The sequence below is a fragment of the Erythrobacter sp. 'gip.4 top 5' genome (assembly GCF_056495765.1).
Genome location: NZ_CP200270.1, coordinates 644,169 through 661,855 on the forward strand (window position 1 = coordinate 644,169; position 17,687 = coordinate 661,855).

Annotated in this window: 13 protein-coding genes; 3 read left to right on the plus strand and 10 right to left on the minus strand. The window is 60.5% G+C overall.

Annotation, left to right across the window (positions count from 1 at the left end):
* Window positions 1-33 precede the first annotated feature (33 nt).
* From ACRANW_RS03145 to ACRANW_RS03155, 3 genes are read right to left on the minus strand one after another with little or no spacing between them, the layout of a single operon-like run.
* A complete protein-coding gene (locus tag ACRANW_RS03145; RefSeq protein WP_479433107.1) occupies window positions 34-924 on the minus strand; it encodes a plasmid partitioning protein RepB C-terminal domain-containing protein in 891 nt (296 codons plus the stop codon).
* Window positions 921-1,817: a plasmid partitioning protein RepB C-terminal domain-containing protein gene (locus tag ACRANW_RS03150; protein ID WP_479433108.1), complete on the minus strand. Its 897-nt coding sequence runs from the start codon at window positions 1,815-1,817 to the stop codon at window positions 921-923. The genes ACRANW_RS03145 and ACRANW_RS03150 overlap by 4 nt, the downstream gene beginning before the upstream one ends.
* Window positions 1,814-3,388: a recombinase family protein gene (locus ACRANW_RS03155; RefSeq protein WP_479433109.1), complete on the minus strand. Its 1,575-nt coding sequence runs from the start codon at window positions 3,386-3,388 to the stop codon at window positions 1,814-1,816. Before ACRANW_RS03155 ends, ACRANW_RS03150 begins: the two co-directional genes overlap by 4 nt.
* A gap of 58 nt (window positions 3,389-3,446) precedes the next feature.
* Here ACRANW_RS03155 and ACRANW_RS03160 point away from each other — a divergent pair, with 58 nt between their 5' ends.
* A complete protein-coding gene (locus ACRANW_RS03160; protein WP_479433110.1) occupies window positions 3,447-3,833 on the plus strand; it encodes a hypothetical protein in 387 nt (128 codons plus the stop codon).
* 174 nt (window positions 3,834-4,007) lie between these two features.
* Here the strand turns inward: ACRANW_RS03160 and terL are convergent, their stop codons facing one another.
* From terL to malQ, 7 genes are all read right to left on the minus strand, one after another.
* On the minus strand, window positions 4,008-5,507 hold the full coding sequence (terL, locus tag ACRANW_RS03165; protein WP_479433111.1) for a phage terminase large subunit: 1,500 nt from the start codon (window positions 5,505-5,507) through the stop codon (window positions 4,008-4,010).
* Window positions 5,491-6,012 (minus strand): DUF5681 domain-containing protein, encoded by a 522-nt coding sequence (locus ACRANW_RS03170; RefSeq protein ID WP_479433112.1) that lies wholly within the window; start codon window positions 6,010-6,012, stop codon window positions 5,491-5,493. The genes terL and ACRANW_RS03170 overlap by 17 nt, the downstream gene beginning before the upstream one ends.
* Window positions 6,009-7,334, minus strand: a complete 1,326-nt coding sequence (locus tag ACRANW_RS03175; RefSeq protein ID WP_479433113.1) for a site-specific DNA-methyltransferase — start codon at window positions 7,332-7,334, stop codon at window positions 6,009-6,011. Before ACRANW_RS03175 ends, ACRANW_RS03170 begins: the two co-directional genes overlap by 4 nt.
* Window positions 7,335-7,780: 446 nt before the next feature.
* Window positions 7,781-8,851, minus strand: coding sequence for an endonuclease/exonuclease/phosphatase family protein (locus ACRANW_RS03180; protein ID WP_479433114.1), 1,071 nt, complete (start codon window positions 8,849-8,851; stop codon window positions 7,781-7,783).
* Window positions 8,852-9,003: 152 nt separating this feature from the next.
* A complete protein-coding gene (locus tag ACRANW_RS03185) occupies window positions 9,004-9,858 on the minus strand; it encodes a sterol desaturase family protein (RefSeq protein WP_479433115.1) in 855 nt (284 codons plus the stop codon).
* A 107-nt stretch (window positions 9,859-9,965) separates the two neighbouring features.
* Window positions 9,966-10,838 (minus strand): MipA/OmpV family protein, encoded by an 873-nt coding sequence (locus tag ACRANW_RS03190; RefSeq protein WP_479433116.1) that lies wholly within the window; start codon window positions 10,836-10,838, stop codon window positions 9,966-9,968.
* A 112-nt stretch (window positions 10,839-10,950) separates the two neighbouring features.
* Window positions 10,951-12,909 carry a 4-alpha-glucanotransferase gene (malQ, locus tag ACRANW_RS03195; protein WP_479433117.1) on the minus strand — a complete coding sequence of 653 codons (1,959 nt, stop codon included), beginning with the start codon at window positions 12,907-12,909 and terminating at the stop codon, window positions 10,951-10,953.
* A 208-nt stretch (window positions 12,910-13,117) separates the two neighbouring features.
* Here malQ and ACRANW_RS03200 point away from each other — a divergent pair, with 208 nt between their 5' ends.
* Together ACRANW_RS03200 and glgB are read left to right on the plus strand one after the other, a co-directional pair.
* Complete coding sequence (locus ACRANW_RS03200; protein ID WP_479433999.1) at window positions 13,118-15,526, plus strand: glycogen/starch/alpha-glucan phosphorylase; 2,409 nt, start codon at window positions 13,118-13,120, stop codon at window positions 15,524-15,526.
* Window positions 15,523-17,685 carry a 1,4-alpha-glucan branching protein GlgB gene (gene glgB / locus ACRANW_RS03205; RefSeq protein ID WP_479433118.1) on the plus strand — a complete coding sequence of 721 codons (2,163 nt, stop codon included), beginning with the start codon at window positions 15,523-15,525 and terminating at the stop codon, window positions 17,683-17,685. Before ACRANW_RS03200 ends, glgB begins: the two co-directional genes overlap by 4 nt.
* The last annotated feature ends 2 nt before the right edge of the window (window positions 17,686-17,687 follow it).

Here is a 17,687-nt window from a genome sequence, read left to right on the forward strand (position 1 = left end):
GCGGTCCCCGCGCTTATTAGGTCCGGGTCCCCATCATGCTGCTTTTCGTAAATCAGCGATTTTCTGGAATTCATTCAGAAGCTCAGGATGATGTTTAGCGAGATGGCGCACCACTCTCACATTTTCGATCAGGTTGCCGAGATAAGCGGAGGCCAAAACGAGATCGAGGTGATCCACCCCGTAATTGTGCTCAATGGCCGTGAACTCTCGGTCGAGCCGAGCCGACTCTTCGGTCATGAGGTCCGCTTGTTCTGCGGTAAGGCCGGAAAGCGCTGCCGTCTTTGCGTCGACCAACTGATCGGCTGGCGTCGCAGCCACAATCGATTTTGCATAGCTGATAGAATATTGGTTCATCGCCACCATCATCTCTGCAGCGGCAATTTGACGCATGGCCTTGAGCTTTCGGAGTTGGACGAAAGTGTTCACCGGCACATGTTTGTCGTGCAGCAGGTCAGCAACTTCGTCGCAAATCCCGGCAAGCAAATTTCGTTTTTTCCTGATGCTCGCAATGTTGACGTTTAGCGTACGAGCAAGCCTTTCCTCGGAGACACCTTGCTTAACGGCCTTCAGGATCATCCGGTGTTCCTGGATGATTGCAAGGCGGCTCACCCGCTTGTTGTAGGTGAAGGCCTCGTCCTCCGTCGCGACCAGGCACACAACTTCCTTCTCACCTCGCGCAAGCAAGATATCGAGCCGCAGGTGGCCATCAAGCAACCTGAACAGGCCAGTGTCCTTGGGATCACGCGCGACGACTGGAGGTTCGATAATACCGACCTCCTCAATCGATGATGCTATCTGCCCATACTTGACTGACTTGCGCATCTCGGGACGAATCTCGCGCGTGGGAACGATGTCAGCAATCGTAATGCGGAGAGTTGTGTCTTCGAATGCCGCTCCAAGGTTCTGTATTTGCTCCCGCATCATGAGGTGAGCTCTGAAGCTGGGGACAATCGCTCAGCAAGATTCTGAGGTAACGTTGCCAGATCCTCGTCTTCCAGCAGTGCGATAAATGTCTGATCTGCAGAAAGCCGGCGCAGGGCTTCGACAATGAAGAGCAACCGATCCCTTGTCGCCTGAGCCCGGTGGATCAACGACCGCTTGCGTGCTGCATCTTCTTGATATGCCTTTACCAACGCCTCAGCCGAGACGGGCGTACGTTTACGACCGTCTCCCGCTTTGAGGCCCTTACCGCGCCGCCGCCGCAATTCGACGATCTTTCGCGCGATCAGTAATTTACGTCCCTTGAGGAGGCCGCGCTCATAGGCGCTCGATAGTGCTGCTTGAACGTCGTGATCCTCAGCCTCAGCGATTTCAACGGCTACACTGAGCGGAATGTGACCGCTTTCGACAGACCGAAGCAGTCGTCTTTCACCCTTTTCAAGGAGGCGCGAAACGCCACGAACATAATCGTAGGTAAGGCCCGTTTTTCTAGCGATTTCCGCCTGAGAATAGCCACGCTGCTCCATTCCGCGGATATCCTGCAACAGATCGAGCGAATGGTGCTGGCGGCGGGCACAGTTCTCAACGAGACTAGCAATGAGACAATCTTCCCGATCGGCGCTGACTACGAGGGCGGGGACCTCAAGCTGTCCCAGCGCCATATAGGCTTCGAGCCGGCCTTGCCCGCAAACAAGGTCGTAGAAAGGACCGTCCGCCTCGGCACGGCGTGTCACCGTGATTGGTTTCTTCAGGCCCACCTTGGCGATGTTGTCGACAATCTCTTTGAAGTTGCGTTGATTACGCTCACGCGGATTAAGGACATTGATCCGGTCGATCGGGATCAATTCAACGCGCTGGGCTGGCAAAGCTGTCATCATGCCGCCCTCCGAAACTGTGAGCGAGCTGCCATCTGGTAGAATGCATCAAGCGTATCGAAACGATAGGCGTCAAAGGAAAGGCCATTGAACTCAGCGAGCCGGAAAATCGCATCCCTCATGTCGAGCCGAGGCAAAAGATAATAGTCCAGAGGGTGCTCGTTGCTGCTGTCCATGCGTACAGCAACGGTAACGTTAGGCTTCAACTTCGTGTCGAGCCGCACTTTCCAGCGCAGCGAGCCGGCAGAGGTCTGGAAGCAGCGGACGATGACAAGTGAGGCGGTAAATTCGTTGTTGATGGTCATCAAGTCGGTGATTGGGTCGCGAACGACTGAGCCGCCCACGCTTTCAATGCCAGCTAACACCGCGTCCATGATGCCGGGATGCATCAACCGCAGTTTTCGATTAGTCTCGAGGTATCGGTAGTCATGATCGGGCGTGAAGCCGACGAGCGTGTAGGCGCGGAGGAGGCTCCCAAAGCGAGTGCGGAATGAACTGCTCGACGGGCTGTCCTCAGTTTCGTCGATGATCAGACCGGAAAGGGAGCCATTGCGCTCCAGGATCTGTGACAGCGTGCCGAGCATTTCCTCATCAGTCAGGCGCGCGCTTCGTTGCCTAATGACAGTTTGGGCGGCATCAAACTGCTTCAGATCAACGATACCGGCAAAAGCGCCGTCAGCTCTCACCCACTCTGCCGGATCATTGTGCACGTGGTTGCCCTTGAGCTTGCATGAAGTGCGCGCCCAGACGTTGTTGCCGATGTACTTTTCATTGATCAGCAATTGGTGGACCGCGCCGCGAGTCCAAGACCGACCGAGGTCTGTGGCGACACCTCTCGCATTCAGATCATTTGCGATTTCGCGTTCGCTGCACCCCGTCTCAACAAACAGCCGGTATACCTCCCGAACAATTTTAACTTCGTCTGGAGGCCCGGGCACGAGGATGACGCGGTCTGTGGTTATGCTTTTGTGCTCGCCATTATCGAGCAGGCCTTTTTCCCGTCCTTCCTGATCAACCAGCATACGGCGCAGACCGAACCCGGCAGGACCGCCTTGACGATAACCGAGCCGGATCAGGTTGGCCTGTCCTGCGAACACCTTGACCGATAGTTCGCGGCTGTATTCACCAGCCATAGCCCTTTTAACGGTTTTGATGATCGACGAACCGATGCTGCCATCATTCTCAAACTGCTCGGCACAATAGTGAACCTGTACGCCAGCCCGCCGACAGCGCAATTCGTATGAGGCAGCCTCGTCGGGATCCTGAAAGCGACCCCAACGGCTGACGTCGTAAACAAGCAACGCCTGAAAATCGGCGCGGCCTGCCTCAACATCTTCCAGCAATTTCTGCAGGCCGAGACGGCCCCCGATGTTAAGCCCGCTCTTTCCCTCATCGGCATAAGTACGAACGATTTCGTATCCGCGCTGCTCAGCATATTTCCGAATTGCTGAGGCCTGGTTGTCGGTTGAATACTTCTGGTGCTCGGTCGACATGCGGACATACTCCGCAGCGCGGACCGTGCGCCGATCGACCGACGGCGTCGGTCCTTGTGTATCCAGCCAGTTTATCACCATTACTGCCTCACGGGCGCCTCTTGCAGAGATTATGTCTTACAACAGGAGGGGCCGAAGCATGGTTCGTAAAACCGTAACTCAACTTCGGGATTCACGATTTATCTTGCTGGACTCAGAGCTCGCACGGCAAATTGGCGAAGTCCTTCGTGATGAACTCGGTGCGACTCGGCAGTCCTCGAAAACGATCATGCGCTGGACTGGGGTGAGTGATACCACCGCACGTTCCTGGCTTTGCGGAAGAGTTAGCCCTAGCGGTGCGCATCTGGTGACGCTGGCGGCGAATTCGCCATCGGTCATGAACCTGATCCTGGCCCTCACAGGCAATGGCAGCATCGAGGTGGGGCTCGAGCTTCGCAGGATCGAAGCCAGCTTGGAGCAAGCACTTGTGTCGGTGCGCGCGGCCATGCTGGAGCCTGACAAAATGGGAGGACAGCAAGAGCGATAATGCGCTCAAGAGTTGGTCCTTGATCGGCCGGTAATCGTTGAACCCGGCCATTGCTACCGAGAGAAAAATGCCTTTTATCGCGCTTTGTCAGCTTGAGATTGCTGCCGGAGATGACCCAAGCACCTTCTTCCGGCCTATAGCCAACGAATTGGGTGACGAGGGTCAGCGGAAACGTCAATAAGCGCCCCACGGATCGCTACAGTCAGTCGGCGGATTGTACTGAAATCTCGAAGCCTCATCGCCGTCATCCATCTCGATCGGACCCGCATTGCTTGGCGCACGGAAACGATCCTTGTCCTGCACCCAGAGGAGCAGCTGGGCGGTGGCATCAACCTGGTCATCATTTGCTGAACCGGGAAAACCAAGCAGTTCAGCAACGTAGTCGCCGAGCCAATGCGCGGCGTCAGGCAGAAACAACCGACCCTGCTGAATCAGTGCGCTTGCCGCTATTACTCGCTCCTCTTTTGACCCCTTGGGATGGCGCGGTATCGGTGGCGGAACCCCGCGATGATCCTCGGGCTCAAGGGACTGGATCAGTTGCTGGCCTGAAGCTGCATCTTCGATCAGCAACACGTTGACGCCGTAAGATTGGGCGAGATCAATGGTCCGTGCCTTCAGTGCGGGAAACTTTAGCCGTGCACGAAACACATCGATCACGTGGATCTGCTTGCCTTTAACCCTCGCGATCACAAAGGCCGAGAAATCGTTGAAGGGATTGTCCTTACTGGCAGTATCGAGCGACATGACGATCTGCCCGTCGTTAGGATCGAAGGTCGAGCTATCGTAGCTGCGTAGCCAGGCGGCCTCGATGATGTTACCAATTTCTGGGATAGGGTTCTGCTGGAACTGACTGGCGAACACATAGGGGCTGGCAGCCTGCCTTGCGTGCAAAGTTTCGAGAGACTGGCGCGCTGGATGAAGCGCGCAGCCCTCTCTCCTTTTATACATTCGGCCCCGCGTCAGGGGAATGGTCTCATCAGCAGTCGCTATGGCCGGCAGACATAGCTCATGAAAGCCTCCCTGCTTCTGTAAAAACCCAACCAGATCTGCTTCGTGAAGACGCTGCATGACGAGAACGATAGCGACCGTCATCTGGTTGTTGGGGCGCTGCGCCAGTGTCCCGTCAAACCAGCGATTTACCCTGTCGCGGGCCTTAGCAGATAATGCGTCCTGAGCTTTAAGCGGATCATCGACAATGATGATGTCCGCACCAAAACCGGTGGTGGGCCCATCGATCGATGTCGACATCCGGCCGCCGCCTGCCGTGGTACGGAAATACGCGACAGCCTTGCTCTCAAGCTTGGTATTAGGGAAGGCCCGGACATACCAGCTACTGCGCATGATCTTCAGGCAATCCGACGCGTGATCCTCGGACAGGTCCTGGCCATAGCTGACACACATAAAGGTCAGCGCCGGATTTTGCCCGAGCATCCATGCCACCCATGCGACGGAGATGATCCGCGTTTTCAAGTGACGCGGTGGGATCGTCACCATGAGCTTGCGATTGTCGCCTGATCGGACGCGATCGAGCTGATGGATGATGGCGTCGATGTGCCAATTGTGTTGGTAAGCGTCGTTCCCGCCAAGCTCGTTAAAGGTCAGACGCAAAAAGAACCCGAAGTCTTGACGCAGCATCGCCGAAATCGCGTCGTCTATGTCAACATGAGGCATCATCGGCCTCCCCCTCATTCGAGCGCGGCGCTGGGTCGCCAAACATGTTTGGATCGTTTGCGCCTTCAGCTGATAGCTCAGCAAAGTACTGATGGAGAATCTCAGCGTCGCTCAACTTGTGATATCGCCGCGCCGTTTCTTCCTTCTCGATATCAATCCGACGCCTGCGGTCGTCAACCATGGCAATTGCACGAATATCGCCTTTGGCTGCGTTGCTGATGAGCCGAAGATCCACCCCTTGGCCCTTGGTGACCGTGCGCTCACGACCGTCTTCGCGGACAGTAATCTTGCGTTGCAGTTCGCGCTCAAAAAAGGTGTCGTAGTTCTCGGCACCCTTTTTTCGACGCCCGCGCACCCGCCCATCACCCTTGCGGAACTGCCCAGATTTTGGCGGCCTGTTTTTTCCAACAATGTAGCTCCCATCATCTGCTGTATTACCATCCTGATAGGGGAGGCCATCTTTGCGGCGGCGTCCCTCGAAGGGGCCCGGCTCATCGTCATCGCTCATGAGGCGTCTCCCTGGCGCTCAGCTTTCACCTGGGAGAGAGGGGTATCGCCATCGAGCAGCGGCTCACATCCAGTAGCCTCGCTGAGACGCCGCAGGATGACGTCGCCATAGACCGGGTCAAGTTCCACCAGTCTTGCCCGGCGGCCCGCCATCTGACAGGCGATACCGGTTGTGCCTGAGCCTGCAAAACTGTCGAGTACGATATCGCCAGGCCGTGACACATCGAGGATCGCGTCACGAATCATGGATCGATTTTTGACTGTCGGATGATCGGCCAGATCCTGCATCCGGCCGGCGCGAAATACGTTTGCAGAGGGATAGCGCCACACGTTGGAGCGGTTACGCTGGCCCAGAGCAATATTGCTGGTGTGCTTGCCCTCGCTGATTTTGAAAACGTAGCACAGTTCGTGGGCTGACCTGTAGAACCCTCCAAGCCCGGGATTCTTGACCCAAACGCACATGTTTTTGACCTCGTGGAATACGCCCTCGGCGGCGGCCAGCATGTGAGGGGCTCCTCGCCAGTCCATGAAGACAAACGCAATTGCCCCGGGATCGCACAGCGGCGCCAGTGCCTCAACGGCTGGGCGTAGGAGGGTCCTGCCGAACTCGGCGAGCGGAACCTCGGCTGATCCCATAACGAAATTGGAATGACGCACCTTCCCGTTGCCCGAGACATTATTGGCAATTTTGCACCCATAAGGCGGATCGATCATCACCATCTGCACCTGCTCGCCCGCCAGCAGACGAGCCAGAATTGACGGACTTCGTGCGTCTCCAATTATGAGCCGGTGTTCGCCAATGGTCCACAGATCGCCATCCCGGCACACCGGAGCAGTTCGCTCTTCGGGCAGATCGACGCGATCCTCACCGCCCATCTCATCGCCGTCATCGAAATTCAGGATGCCGTCGATCTCAAAGGTATCAAAGCCGGTCAGCTCAACCTCATAGCCAAGTTCAAGCAATCCAGAGAGCTCACTCTGGAGGAGCTTCCTTGACCATGAGGCCTCTTCTGCCAGCTTATTATCAGCGACGATGTAGGCCCGGCGATCGGCCTCGCTCATATCGCCAAGATTAATGGTCGGAACCATCGTCTCGCCATTAAGCTTGGCTGCTTCGAGCCTGCCGTGCCCGCAGATCACGTTATCGTGATCGTCGATCAGGATGGGATTCGTCCAACCGAACTTCGTGAGGCTGCGTTGGAGTTTGCGGATTTGGCTACGCGGATGCTCGCGGGCATTGTTCGCGTAAGGGATGAGCTCGGAGATCTTACGATACGTGACCGTAAGTTCGCGGCTCGGATTATCGGGATGTGTTTTGGTCATGACTTTCCACCTGTAAAAACGCGGTTCGTTTGCGTTCACTGTGGTGGGAAGTGCTCAAATGATTTGAGCGGCCTCGTCATCTCACATCACAGGGGCTTGAGCAACTGGATTTCGTAATCTCGCAGGAATCCGCGCAAGTTTCACAGCCGGCGTCGCGACCATTCCCACGAACCGTTAAATTGGGAAAGACGTCCGCTCCTGACCAGATCTACGTGCCAGCTGACCCATAAATCGATGGAATCGATGGCTGGAGATGCTCGATTCCCACTACTTTCCCATATTTATGGGAAATGTCCGCAAGAGACGAGTTCGCTCCAGACTGTGTCGCGCACCATATCGCCGCATATCACAAGCCCCTCCTGCGGGGCGTCCGCGACGCCAGCCCTCCACTTCCGAAGAGCATACGCACACCAGCGGCGGGACCCCCCCCGTTTGCGCAGGCGAGCTCAATCCTCGCCATTTGCTTCCTCAACCTTATCTTCCCGATACTCTTCCATGACTGTGCGGGCTGTTTCCCGGTCATCCTGCGAGACGGCGTCAGGCCGGTCGTTGCGCTGTGCGGCTTCGCGTGGGGCAAGGCACACGCTCGCATAGATAGGGCGATGATCGGAGCCGACGTCTTGCAGCACCTTGATGTCGCGGATCAGGAACTCCTTGGTCATGAACACATGGTCGAGCGGCCACGCCAGCCACGGCAGTTTGGCCGGGAAGGTCGCGTAGGTGCCGCGTCCGATCCGGGGATCAAGGTAACCGCCGATCCGTTTGAACGTCTGCGAGGTATTGGACCACGCCACATCGTTGAAATCGCCAATGGCCATCACCGGCATGTCCAGCTTGGCCGCGCGGCGGGCGGCGATCAGAATCTCGGCGTCGCGTTCCTCGGTGTCTTGTCCGGGATGCGGAGGGCGGGGGTGCAGGCCCATCAGCGTAAAGGGGCGGTCTGTACGAAGCTGCGCGGTGATCGATGGCGTGTCGGGTTCGGCAATATCTTCGATCTTTCCCGATGCCATCGGCAGCCGGGTCGCGAACAGTAGACCATAGGTGTTATCAAGCGGCCGATCGAGCCGCTCAGGATAATCGGCCAGCATCGGTTCCAGCGCTGCCTGCCATGCGGCATCGGTTTCGAGCAGCAGCAGCACATCGGCGTCGATTTCGCGCAACAATCGCAGCGTGTGATCGTAATCGCGATTGGTCTGCAAGACGTTGAGCGAGAGGAACGAGAAACACGTGGCGTCGTCCTGCGCAGCCGTGGTCATGGCCACTTCGGGGGATACCAGCGGCGTGTAGGGCATGATCCGGTAAAACTGCCACGCGCCAGCGATGACAAGTCCGGCGAGCAACCACACGTGTTTGCGCCAGTCCAAGGCTGCCAGAGCAATGGCCAGCACGGTCATGGCCACAAGGATCTGGATCCGCGGGAAATCCCAGATCCTGATCCACCATTCGTTGGATTCGATCGCACTCAATCCGCTGACCACGATCGCGAACACGGCCAGCGCCATGAGGACGTAGGTCATCCATCGACGAAAATCGAAATTGCGAAACATTCTGTCATGCGTCCAAGCCGTTGAAACTTGGTGCGCCCAGTATCGTTGTTATCTTGACTTGGCTATATTCGACGCGGGCGGTTTGGTGCGGGCCGTTGTGTTGATCAGCGCCGCACCCTGCCTCAATCCGCGCGCTTTTCCAGCCATGGGCGCAGCGGGAAGGTCCATTGTTCGACAATCGACAGCCGCTTGCGATCATCCTGGCCGACGACAGCGGATTCGCCGTCGCGAAAGGTGCCGAAAACCCGGTCCCAGAAAATCACGCTGTTCCCGTAATTGCAGCGCGTATCTTCATAGCTCAGCGCCGTGTGGTGCAGGCTGTGATTGCGGATCGTGGTGAAGAAAAACCCGTACCATATCGGCGTATCGGCGCGGACATTGGCGTGGGCGTAGGTCGCGATTGCACCACTGACAGTGAAGCTGGCAAACAGCGCGTTGAGATCGACATCAAGCAGCGCGATCACGCCGAGACTGATCAGGAACAGTTCGATTGGATTGCCGATGAAGCCCTTCATCGCGTTCAATTGCGTCACATGGTGGTGCGGCGCGTGGGTTAGCCACAGAGGAGTCCAATTGTGCATCGCGCGGTGCATCCAGTATTGTCCGAATTCAAACACGAACATCACCACCAGCACCTGCACCAGAAACGGCCAATCGGCGAGCCACGGGGTTGCAATGCCCCAGGATTGCTTCACCTCGCGCAATGGCGAATTGACCAGCGTCTCGCTCAGGAACCCGATCACGCCGTAGCCGAATACGACATAGAAGATGTCGGTTACCAACTCGCGCCCCGTGATGCGCCAGCCTTCATGCCGTTCGAACACCAGTTCGAGCAGTTGGACAAAGGCGAGCGTGCCGAGGCCCACGGCGATCAACGCCCAAGGACCTTCCACCCAAGCTGCGGGCGCGAACGCCCAGAAAGCGAGGATCGCTGCGAGCGTGGCAGGCGGTAGCAGATTGATGAGCGACTGTTTCAACGGATCGGCCCCCCGTTTCGTACGGCCCCTGACATTAGGGCAGGGGGCCGAGACGGGAGAATACGCTATTCACCGCATAAGGTCGAGCGGGGCGCCAAGCGGACAGCTTAGAAGGTGTATGTCAGCCCCAGTCCGGCGATGAACTGATCGGCGCTGCCCGCCTCGCTTACGATCGGGGAGCGTTTGAAATCACCCAGCATCCGGTAGTAGCCGACTACCGCAACCGCGCTCAGCCCCTGCGTGAGATCGCCGGTCAGCGCATGGGAGGCGAGCAGGTTCACGCCGGCCCGCTTGAAGCCATCGCCGGCCTCGCCATAGGGCGACAACCCGCTGGCGAGCGCGGCGGCGGGATCAATGTTAAAATAATAGTCGCCAAAATCACCGCCGACATATTCAGCCAGCACCGACGCGCCAACGAAGGTCTGCGTCGAAAGCGGCGTGCCATATTCGATGGTCGGGGTGATGATGTAGCTTTCATGCGCGCCGTTCACGTCCCAGCGGGCGTCAACACGGGCGCTCAGAATATCGTAATCGCTGGTGATCACGCCGGTCTGGGTCACACCCAGCCAGCCGCCCAGCTCGATGGCGGTATCAAGCTTGCCGAGCGCCTTGACCTGCGGGTCCTTGATCAGCGCGGTGCGGTCCAGCCGGATCCCGGCGACCGGCCCGAAGCCCACATCGAGGCCGGGTCCTGAAACATTGTCGCGGATCACATCGACATACAGCGCCGGCCCGCGCGAAAAGAAGTTGAAACCCGATACGCTGCCGCGCGCGATCAGTTCGGGGATAATGATATTCTCGTCCGAGCCTTCGTAGCTCGGCACCGTGATGACCCCGGTGCCGAGCGACAGGTAATCGCCGCCTTCCTGTGCGGCAGCCTCAACCTCTGCCGCTTGGTCTTGCGCCTGCGCCGTGAACGGGACGGTCAGCAACAGGGCCAGACCGGTGGCGGCCGCAGCAGTCTTCAAAGGGTAGCGCATCAAATCGTCTCCGGTAAAAGAATGGCTCGGAAGAACCGGCGCAAGGGGCAATAAGTTACGGCCCATGCGCTGATACGTGGCCTGCATTCGACAAACAGCAGGATCAGGCTGGTCAGGCCCCCGTCCCGCCAAGGATCGCGCAGCGCCGCGTGACATCGGCATCCCCCAGCAATGTGTCTGTCGGCGCATTGTGGCGGCGGCGCCAGTTGGGATGCACGTCCACGGTGCCAGGCAAATTGGGCTGATCTTCCAGTGCCAGCATATCCTCCAGTGATACCAGCGCGAGCGCCGACGGTGTAGCGGCAATGTGAGCCATCGCGGCATCGACCACCGGGGCCGCCGCGTCTGGTGCGGGGCGGGGCGCTTCGTGGTTCAGCGTCGACCACAGCAAGCCGCGGTCCCATTCGCGGATCGCCTCGGCCTGTTCGCGGGTGGTGTCTTCGGGCAGGCGGCCGAGCCGCTCCGCCCACTCCAGATCGCGCCCTCGCCACCATCCGGCAATGGTCACGGTGTCGTGCGTCCCGCTCATCGCGACGCTGAGCGGGGCATAATCGCGCGCGCCGATGAAGCCGTGATCAGCGGCGCGCTCAAACCACAAGACCCGCATCCCCAGCATCTGGCGCTGCGTCACCGCCTCAGTGAAGCCATGCGGCGCGGTGCCGAGATCCTCGGCGATCACCAGCCCGCCTGCACGGTGCGCTTCCAATGTGGCGAGGCGGACGAGATCATCGAACGGATAGGTAAGGTAGGCCCCGTCCTGCGTCGCGCCGCCTGCGGGGATGACCCAAAGCCGCGCAAGACCGAAGGCGTGGTCGATGCGCAGCCCCCCGCCCGCCGCCAGCCCTGCGCGGATCATCGCGATCCACGGTGCGTAGGCTGCGGCGCGCAGGCCTTCGGGCGAAAAGCCGGTGATCGACCAGTTCTGTCCCTGTGGGCCCAAAGGGTCGGGCGGCGCACCAATCGTCAGGCCATCCAGCATCGCATGGCGCAGCGACCAGGCATCGCTTCCGCTCGGATCGACGCCCACGGCGAGGTCCGCGATCAGGCCGATGGCCATCCCTGCGCCCTTCGCGGTGGCTTGTGACGCGGCCAGCCCCTCACGCGCGAGCCACTGGACAAACAGGTGGAAGGCGACTTCCTCGGCGTGATCGGCGGCAAAGCGGGTGGCGGCTGGGCCTGCCGGGTCGTGAAACGCAGCGGGCCAATCACGCCAGCCATGCGCGCCGGTGGGGCGGAAGTGACAATCGAGCGCGTCAAACAGCGCGTGACGGCGCAGCATGGCATCATCGGTGGTGGTCATTGCCGCGCGATTCGCAGGGCTGAGCGCATCGAACACAAGCCGCAATTCAGCTTGGCGGCGCGGCAGGGCGCCGGCCCAGTCGATCAGCGGCCCGCCCGCGTCGGGCGCCAGCGGCGGCAGGCCCGCCAGCGCCGGATCGGCCAGCGCGCCGTTGAGAAACAGGCGGCTGGAGGGCGAATAGGGGCTGTATCCCTCGCCATGCCCTGCAAACAGCGCGTGCACCGGGTTGATCGCCAGCGCATCGGCGCCCGCCGCGCCAAAGGCCTGCGCAGCTTCGGCCAGTTCCCCGAAACCGCCGAAGGGCGAAGGCCGCTTACCTCGCAGCGCGGGGATTTGCAGCGACACGCCCCACGGACGGCGATCCGTCGCATCGGGCAAGGGGCACGTGGGCGGCGCAACCGCCAATCGCACGGCGTGGCCATCCAGCACGAGATCATAATAGCCGGGGTCAGCGGGTGCCGTCAGCGAGCAACCGTCGATTGCGAGCGGGCGCGTGACACCATTTTCACCGGTCGCCTCGGCACGGTGTGCAGCGATCGGCAGGGTGATGCGCGCCCCGCAATCGGCAACAAGCATGGGAGGCATTTCGCGGCTGCGCGCTTCAACGGCGGCTAGACTTCGCGCAATCTGGGCTTCGCTGCCCGCTGCATGGCCCAAGGCCGACAGCACTGCAGCGAGCGCGTCATCGGCAACGATCTGGCGGGTGCCTTCAACATCAGTCCATTCACGGGCCATGCCGCAGGCCTGTGCCAGCGCATGCAGTTGCTCCATCGCCGCCTCCTTCTGCACTCGACCGTTCACTTAGCGCAGCGGGTCATGAATACGGCCATGAATACGATTGTGGCGTCACCTTGGCGATTGCTGCAAGGCTGCGCACCGGATTAATGTGGTATCTCATCGGGGGGAGCAATAGCGCGCAGGCTATTCCGGCAACCTCGGCCTTTTGAGGGCATCAGCAAGGAGTGTGCGCCGCGTGACAATGGGCCCGAACGGCAAATCAGGGGAGTTTGACGCCCGCATCGTGGGCGCGTTGCGCCACCGCGTCGGCAAGAACGAGCGCGCGGCCAAGCCGCATGACTGGTACAACGCCGCGGTCCTCGCCCTGCGCGATGACATCATCGACAATTGGTTCGCCTCTACGAGCCGCGCGCATGAGGCCGGGGCCAAGCGGGTGTACTACCTCAGCCTCGAATTCCTGATCGGACGCCTGCTGCGCGATGCGCTGTCGAACCTTGGCTGCACCCGCGAAATGGAAGCGGCGCTGCGGACCCACGGGCTTGATCTGGCGCGCGTGGAAGAGCTCGAACCGGATGCCGCGCTCGGCAATGGCGGGCTCGGGCGGCTGGCGGCCTGTTTTATGGAAAGCCTCGCCAGTCTCGACATTCCTGCCTTTGGCTACGGCATCCGTTACATCAACGGCATGTTCCGCCAGCGCATCGACGATGGCTGGCAGGTCGAGCTGCCCGAAACCTGGCTCGCGCATGGCAACCCCTGGGAGTTCGAGCGGCGCGAAAGCGCCTACCTCGTCGGCTTCGGCGGCGAGGTCAGCAACGAGGGCGGGAAAATCCGTTGGTCTCCAGGCGAAAAGATCGAGGCGACGGCGGTCGATACCCCGGTGGTCGGCTGGCAGGGCAAACGGGTCAACACCTTGCGGCTGTGGACCGCCAATGCGATGGACCCGATCCAGCTTGATGCCTTCAACGCCGGCGATCATGCCGGCGCGCTCGCGGGTCAGGTGCGGGCCGATAGTCTGGTGCGGGTGTTGTACCCGGCGGATTCCACCCCGTCGGGGCAGGAATTGCGGCTGCGGCAGGAGTTCTTCTTCTCCAGCGCCAGCATTCAGGACATCGTGCGCCGCCATGTGCAGTATTATGGCGATATTCGGACCTTGCCGGACAAGGCGGCGATCCAGCTGAACGACACCCACCCGTCGGTCGCGGTGGCGGAATTGATGCGGTTGCTGATGGACCAGCACGGGCTGGTGTTTGATGAGGCGTGGGACATCACCCGTGCCACGATCGGCTACACCAACCACACTCTGCTGCCCGAAGCGCTGGAAAGCTGGCCGCTGCCGCTGTTTGAACGGCTGCTGCCGCGCCACATGCAGATCGTTTATGCGATCAACGCCAAGGTGCTGCGCGAAGCGCGCAAGGCGGGGCTGGACGACGGGGCGATCGCCGCAATCTCGCTGATCGACGAACATGGCGAGCGGCGCGTTCGGATGGCGAACCTTGCCTTCGTGGGCGCGCATAGCGTCAACGGCGTCGCCGCGCTGCATACCGATCTGATGAAGCAGACGGTGTTCGCCAATCTCCACAAGCTCTATCCTGACCGCATCAACAACAAGACCAACGGCGTCACCCCGCGCCGTTGGCTGCACCAGGCGAACCCGCGCCTGACCGGGCTGGTGCGCGAGGCGATCGGTGACGGGTTCATGGCCGATGCCGAGGCGCTTTGTGCTCTATCCGCCTTTGCCAAGGACGCCCCCTTTGCCGAGCGGGTGGACGAGGTAAAACGCGCCAACAAGGTCGATCTTGCCAGCACCTTGCGTGAATTGACCGGCCTGCGGCTTGATCCCGATGCGCTGTTCGATGTGCAGATCAAGCGCATCCACGAATACAAACGCCAGCTGCTCAATCTGATCGAGACGGTGGCGCTGTATGACCAGATCCGCAGCCATCCCGAACGTGACTGGGTGCCGCGCGTCAAGATTTTCGGCGGCAAAGCCGCGCCGACCTATCACAACGCCAAGCTCATCATCAAACTCGCCAATGACATCGCCAAAAGGATCAATGGCGATCCTTCCGTGGGTGAGCTGTTGAAGGTGGTGTTCGTCCCCAATTACAATGTCAGCCTGGCCGAGCGGATCATTCCGGCAGCCGATCTGTCCGAACAGATTTCCACTGCGGGGATGGAAGCCTCGGGCACCGGCAACATGAAGTTCGCCTTCAACGGCGCGCTCACCATCGGCACGCTCGACGGTGCGAATATCGAGATCATGGAGCACGTGGGCCACGAGCATATCGTGATCTTCGGAATGACGGCGGAAGAGGTCGCGGCCAAGCGTGCCGACGGCTACAACCCGCGCGCGGTGATCGAAGGCAGCCGTGAACTGGCGCAGGCGGTCAACTCCATCGCCAACGGGGTGTTCAGCCCGGACGAACCGGCGCGCTATCGCGGGCTGATGGATGCGCTGTATGATTCCGACTGGTTCATGGTGGCCGCCGATTTCGATGCCTATGCCGCCGCCCAGCGCGCTGTGGATGCGCGTTGGCGCGACCGCACGGCGTGGCGCGAATCGGCGATCATGAACATCGCCAATGTCGGCTGGTTTTCATCCGACCGCACCATCCGCGAATATGCCCGCGACATCTGGGGCGTGATGTGAAACCCTCGGCAAGCGCCATCGCAGCCTTGCTCGAAGGGGCGCACGCCGATCCGTTTTCGCTGCTTGGCCCGCATGAAGGGCCTGAAGGCACTTTCGCCCGCGCCATCCTGCCCGGGGCCGAGGAAGCCGAGGCATTTTCGCTCAAGGGCGGGCGGCTGGGCGCAATGGCGCGCATCGATGGCCCGCTGTTCGAAGGCACACTTCGCGGCAAGCCGAAACCGATCCGCTATCGCTGCCGCGGGGCAGGGAGCGAGTGGTGGGTGACCGATCCCTACGCCTTCGGCCCGGTGCTCGGGCCCATGGATGATTTCCTGATTGCCGAAGGCACCCACCTGCGCCTGTTCGACAAGCTGGGCGCGCATCTGATCCATCACGAGGGCGCGGACGGTGTGCACTTCGCGGTCTGGGCACCCAATGCGCTCGCCGTGACGGTGGTGGGCGATTTCAATGGCTGGAACGATGCCGCGCACATGCTGCGCCGCCGGACCGACATCGGCGTGTGGGAAATCTTCATTCCCGACATCGGCGCAGGCACCGCCTACAAGTACCGCATCACCGGCCCGGACGGCACGGTGCAGCCGCTGAAAGCCGATCCCTTCGCTTTTGCCAGCGAATTGCGGCCCAAGACCGCCAGCATCGTGGCACAGCCCGGCAAGCGCGACTGGGGCGATGACGCCCACCGCGCCCACTGGGCCAGCGTTGATCCCCGGCGCGAGGCCATATCGATCTACGAAGTCCATCCCGGATCATGGCAGCGGGACGACAATGGCTGGTTCCTGACCTGGGATGACATGGCCGCCCGCCTGATCCCCTATGTCCTGGATTTGGGCTTTACCCACATCGAATTCCTGCCGGTGTCCGAGCATCCCTTTGACCCTAGCTGGGGTTACCAGACCACCGGGCTTTATGCGCCGTCCGCCCGGTTCGGTGATGTGGAAGGCTTTGCGAGGCTGGTCGATGGCGCGCACCGCGCCGGCGTGGGCGTGCTGATCGACTGGGTGCCCGCGCATTTTCCCGTGGACGAACACGGCCTTGCCCGCTTCGACGGCACCGCGCTCTACGAACACGAAGACCCGCGCCTGGGCTTCCACCCCGACTGGAACACCGCGATCTACAATTTCGGGCGCAAAGAAGTGCGCTCGTTCCTCGTCAACAATGCGCTGTTCTGGGCTGAGCAATATCACGTCGACGGGTTGCGTGTGGATGCGGTCGCCTCGATGCTGTATCGCGATTACTCGCGCAAAGCGGGCGAATGGATCCCCAATGCCGATGGCGGGCGGGAGAACTGGGAGGCGGTCGATTTCCTGCGCGCCACCAACCGCGCACTCTACGGCAGCCACACGGGCGTGATGACGATTGCCGAGGAATCGACCTCATGGCCCGGTGTCTCCCGGCCCGCTTTTGACGAAGGGCCACGCAGTGCGCTGGGCTTTGGCTTCAAATGGAACATGGGCTTCATGCACGACACGCTGCAATATATGGCGCGTGATCCGATCCACCGCAAACACCACCATGACGAGATCACCTTTGGCCTCGTCTATGCCTTCAGCGAAAATTTCGTCCTGCCGCTGAGTCATGACGAGGTCGTGCATGGCAAGGGCAGCCTGATCGCCAAGATGAGCGGCGATGACTGGCAGCAATTCGCAAACCTGCGCGCCTATTACGCGATGATGTGGGGCTATCCCGGCAAGAAGCTGTTGTTCATGGGGCAGGAATTCGCCCAGCGTCGCGAATGGAGCGAGGAGCGTGCGCTGGATTGGGACCTGCTGGATGCGCCCGCGCACAAGGGTGTTGCGGACCTGATCCGCGATCTCAACCGCCTCTACCGTGAAACCCCCGCGCTCCACGCCCGCGATTGCGAGGCCGAGGGGTTTCAATGGCTGATCGCCGATGATGCTGACAATTCGGTGTTCGCTTGGGCACGCAAGGCACCCGGCGAAGCGCCGGTGGCGGTGATTGCGAACATGACCCCTGCGGTGCACGAGGCTTACCGCGTGCCGCTTCCCCATGACGGGGTTTGGGCCGAAGTGCTGAACAGCGATGCGGCGATTTACGACGGCAGTGGCAAGGGCAACCTGGGCCGTGTCATTGCGGAAGGTAGCGCGGCGCAGATCGTGCTGCCGCCGCTGGCCACGATCATGCTGCGGTACGACGGATAAGA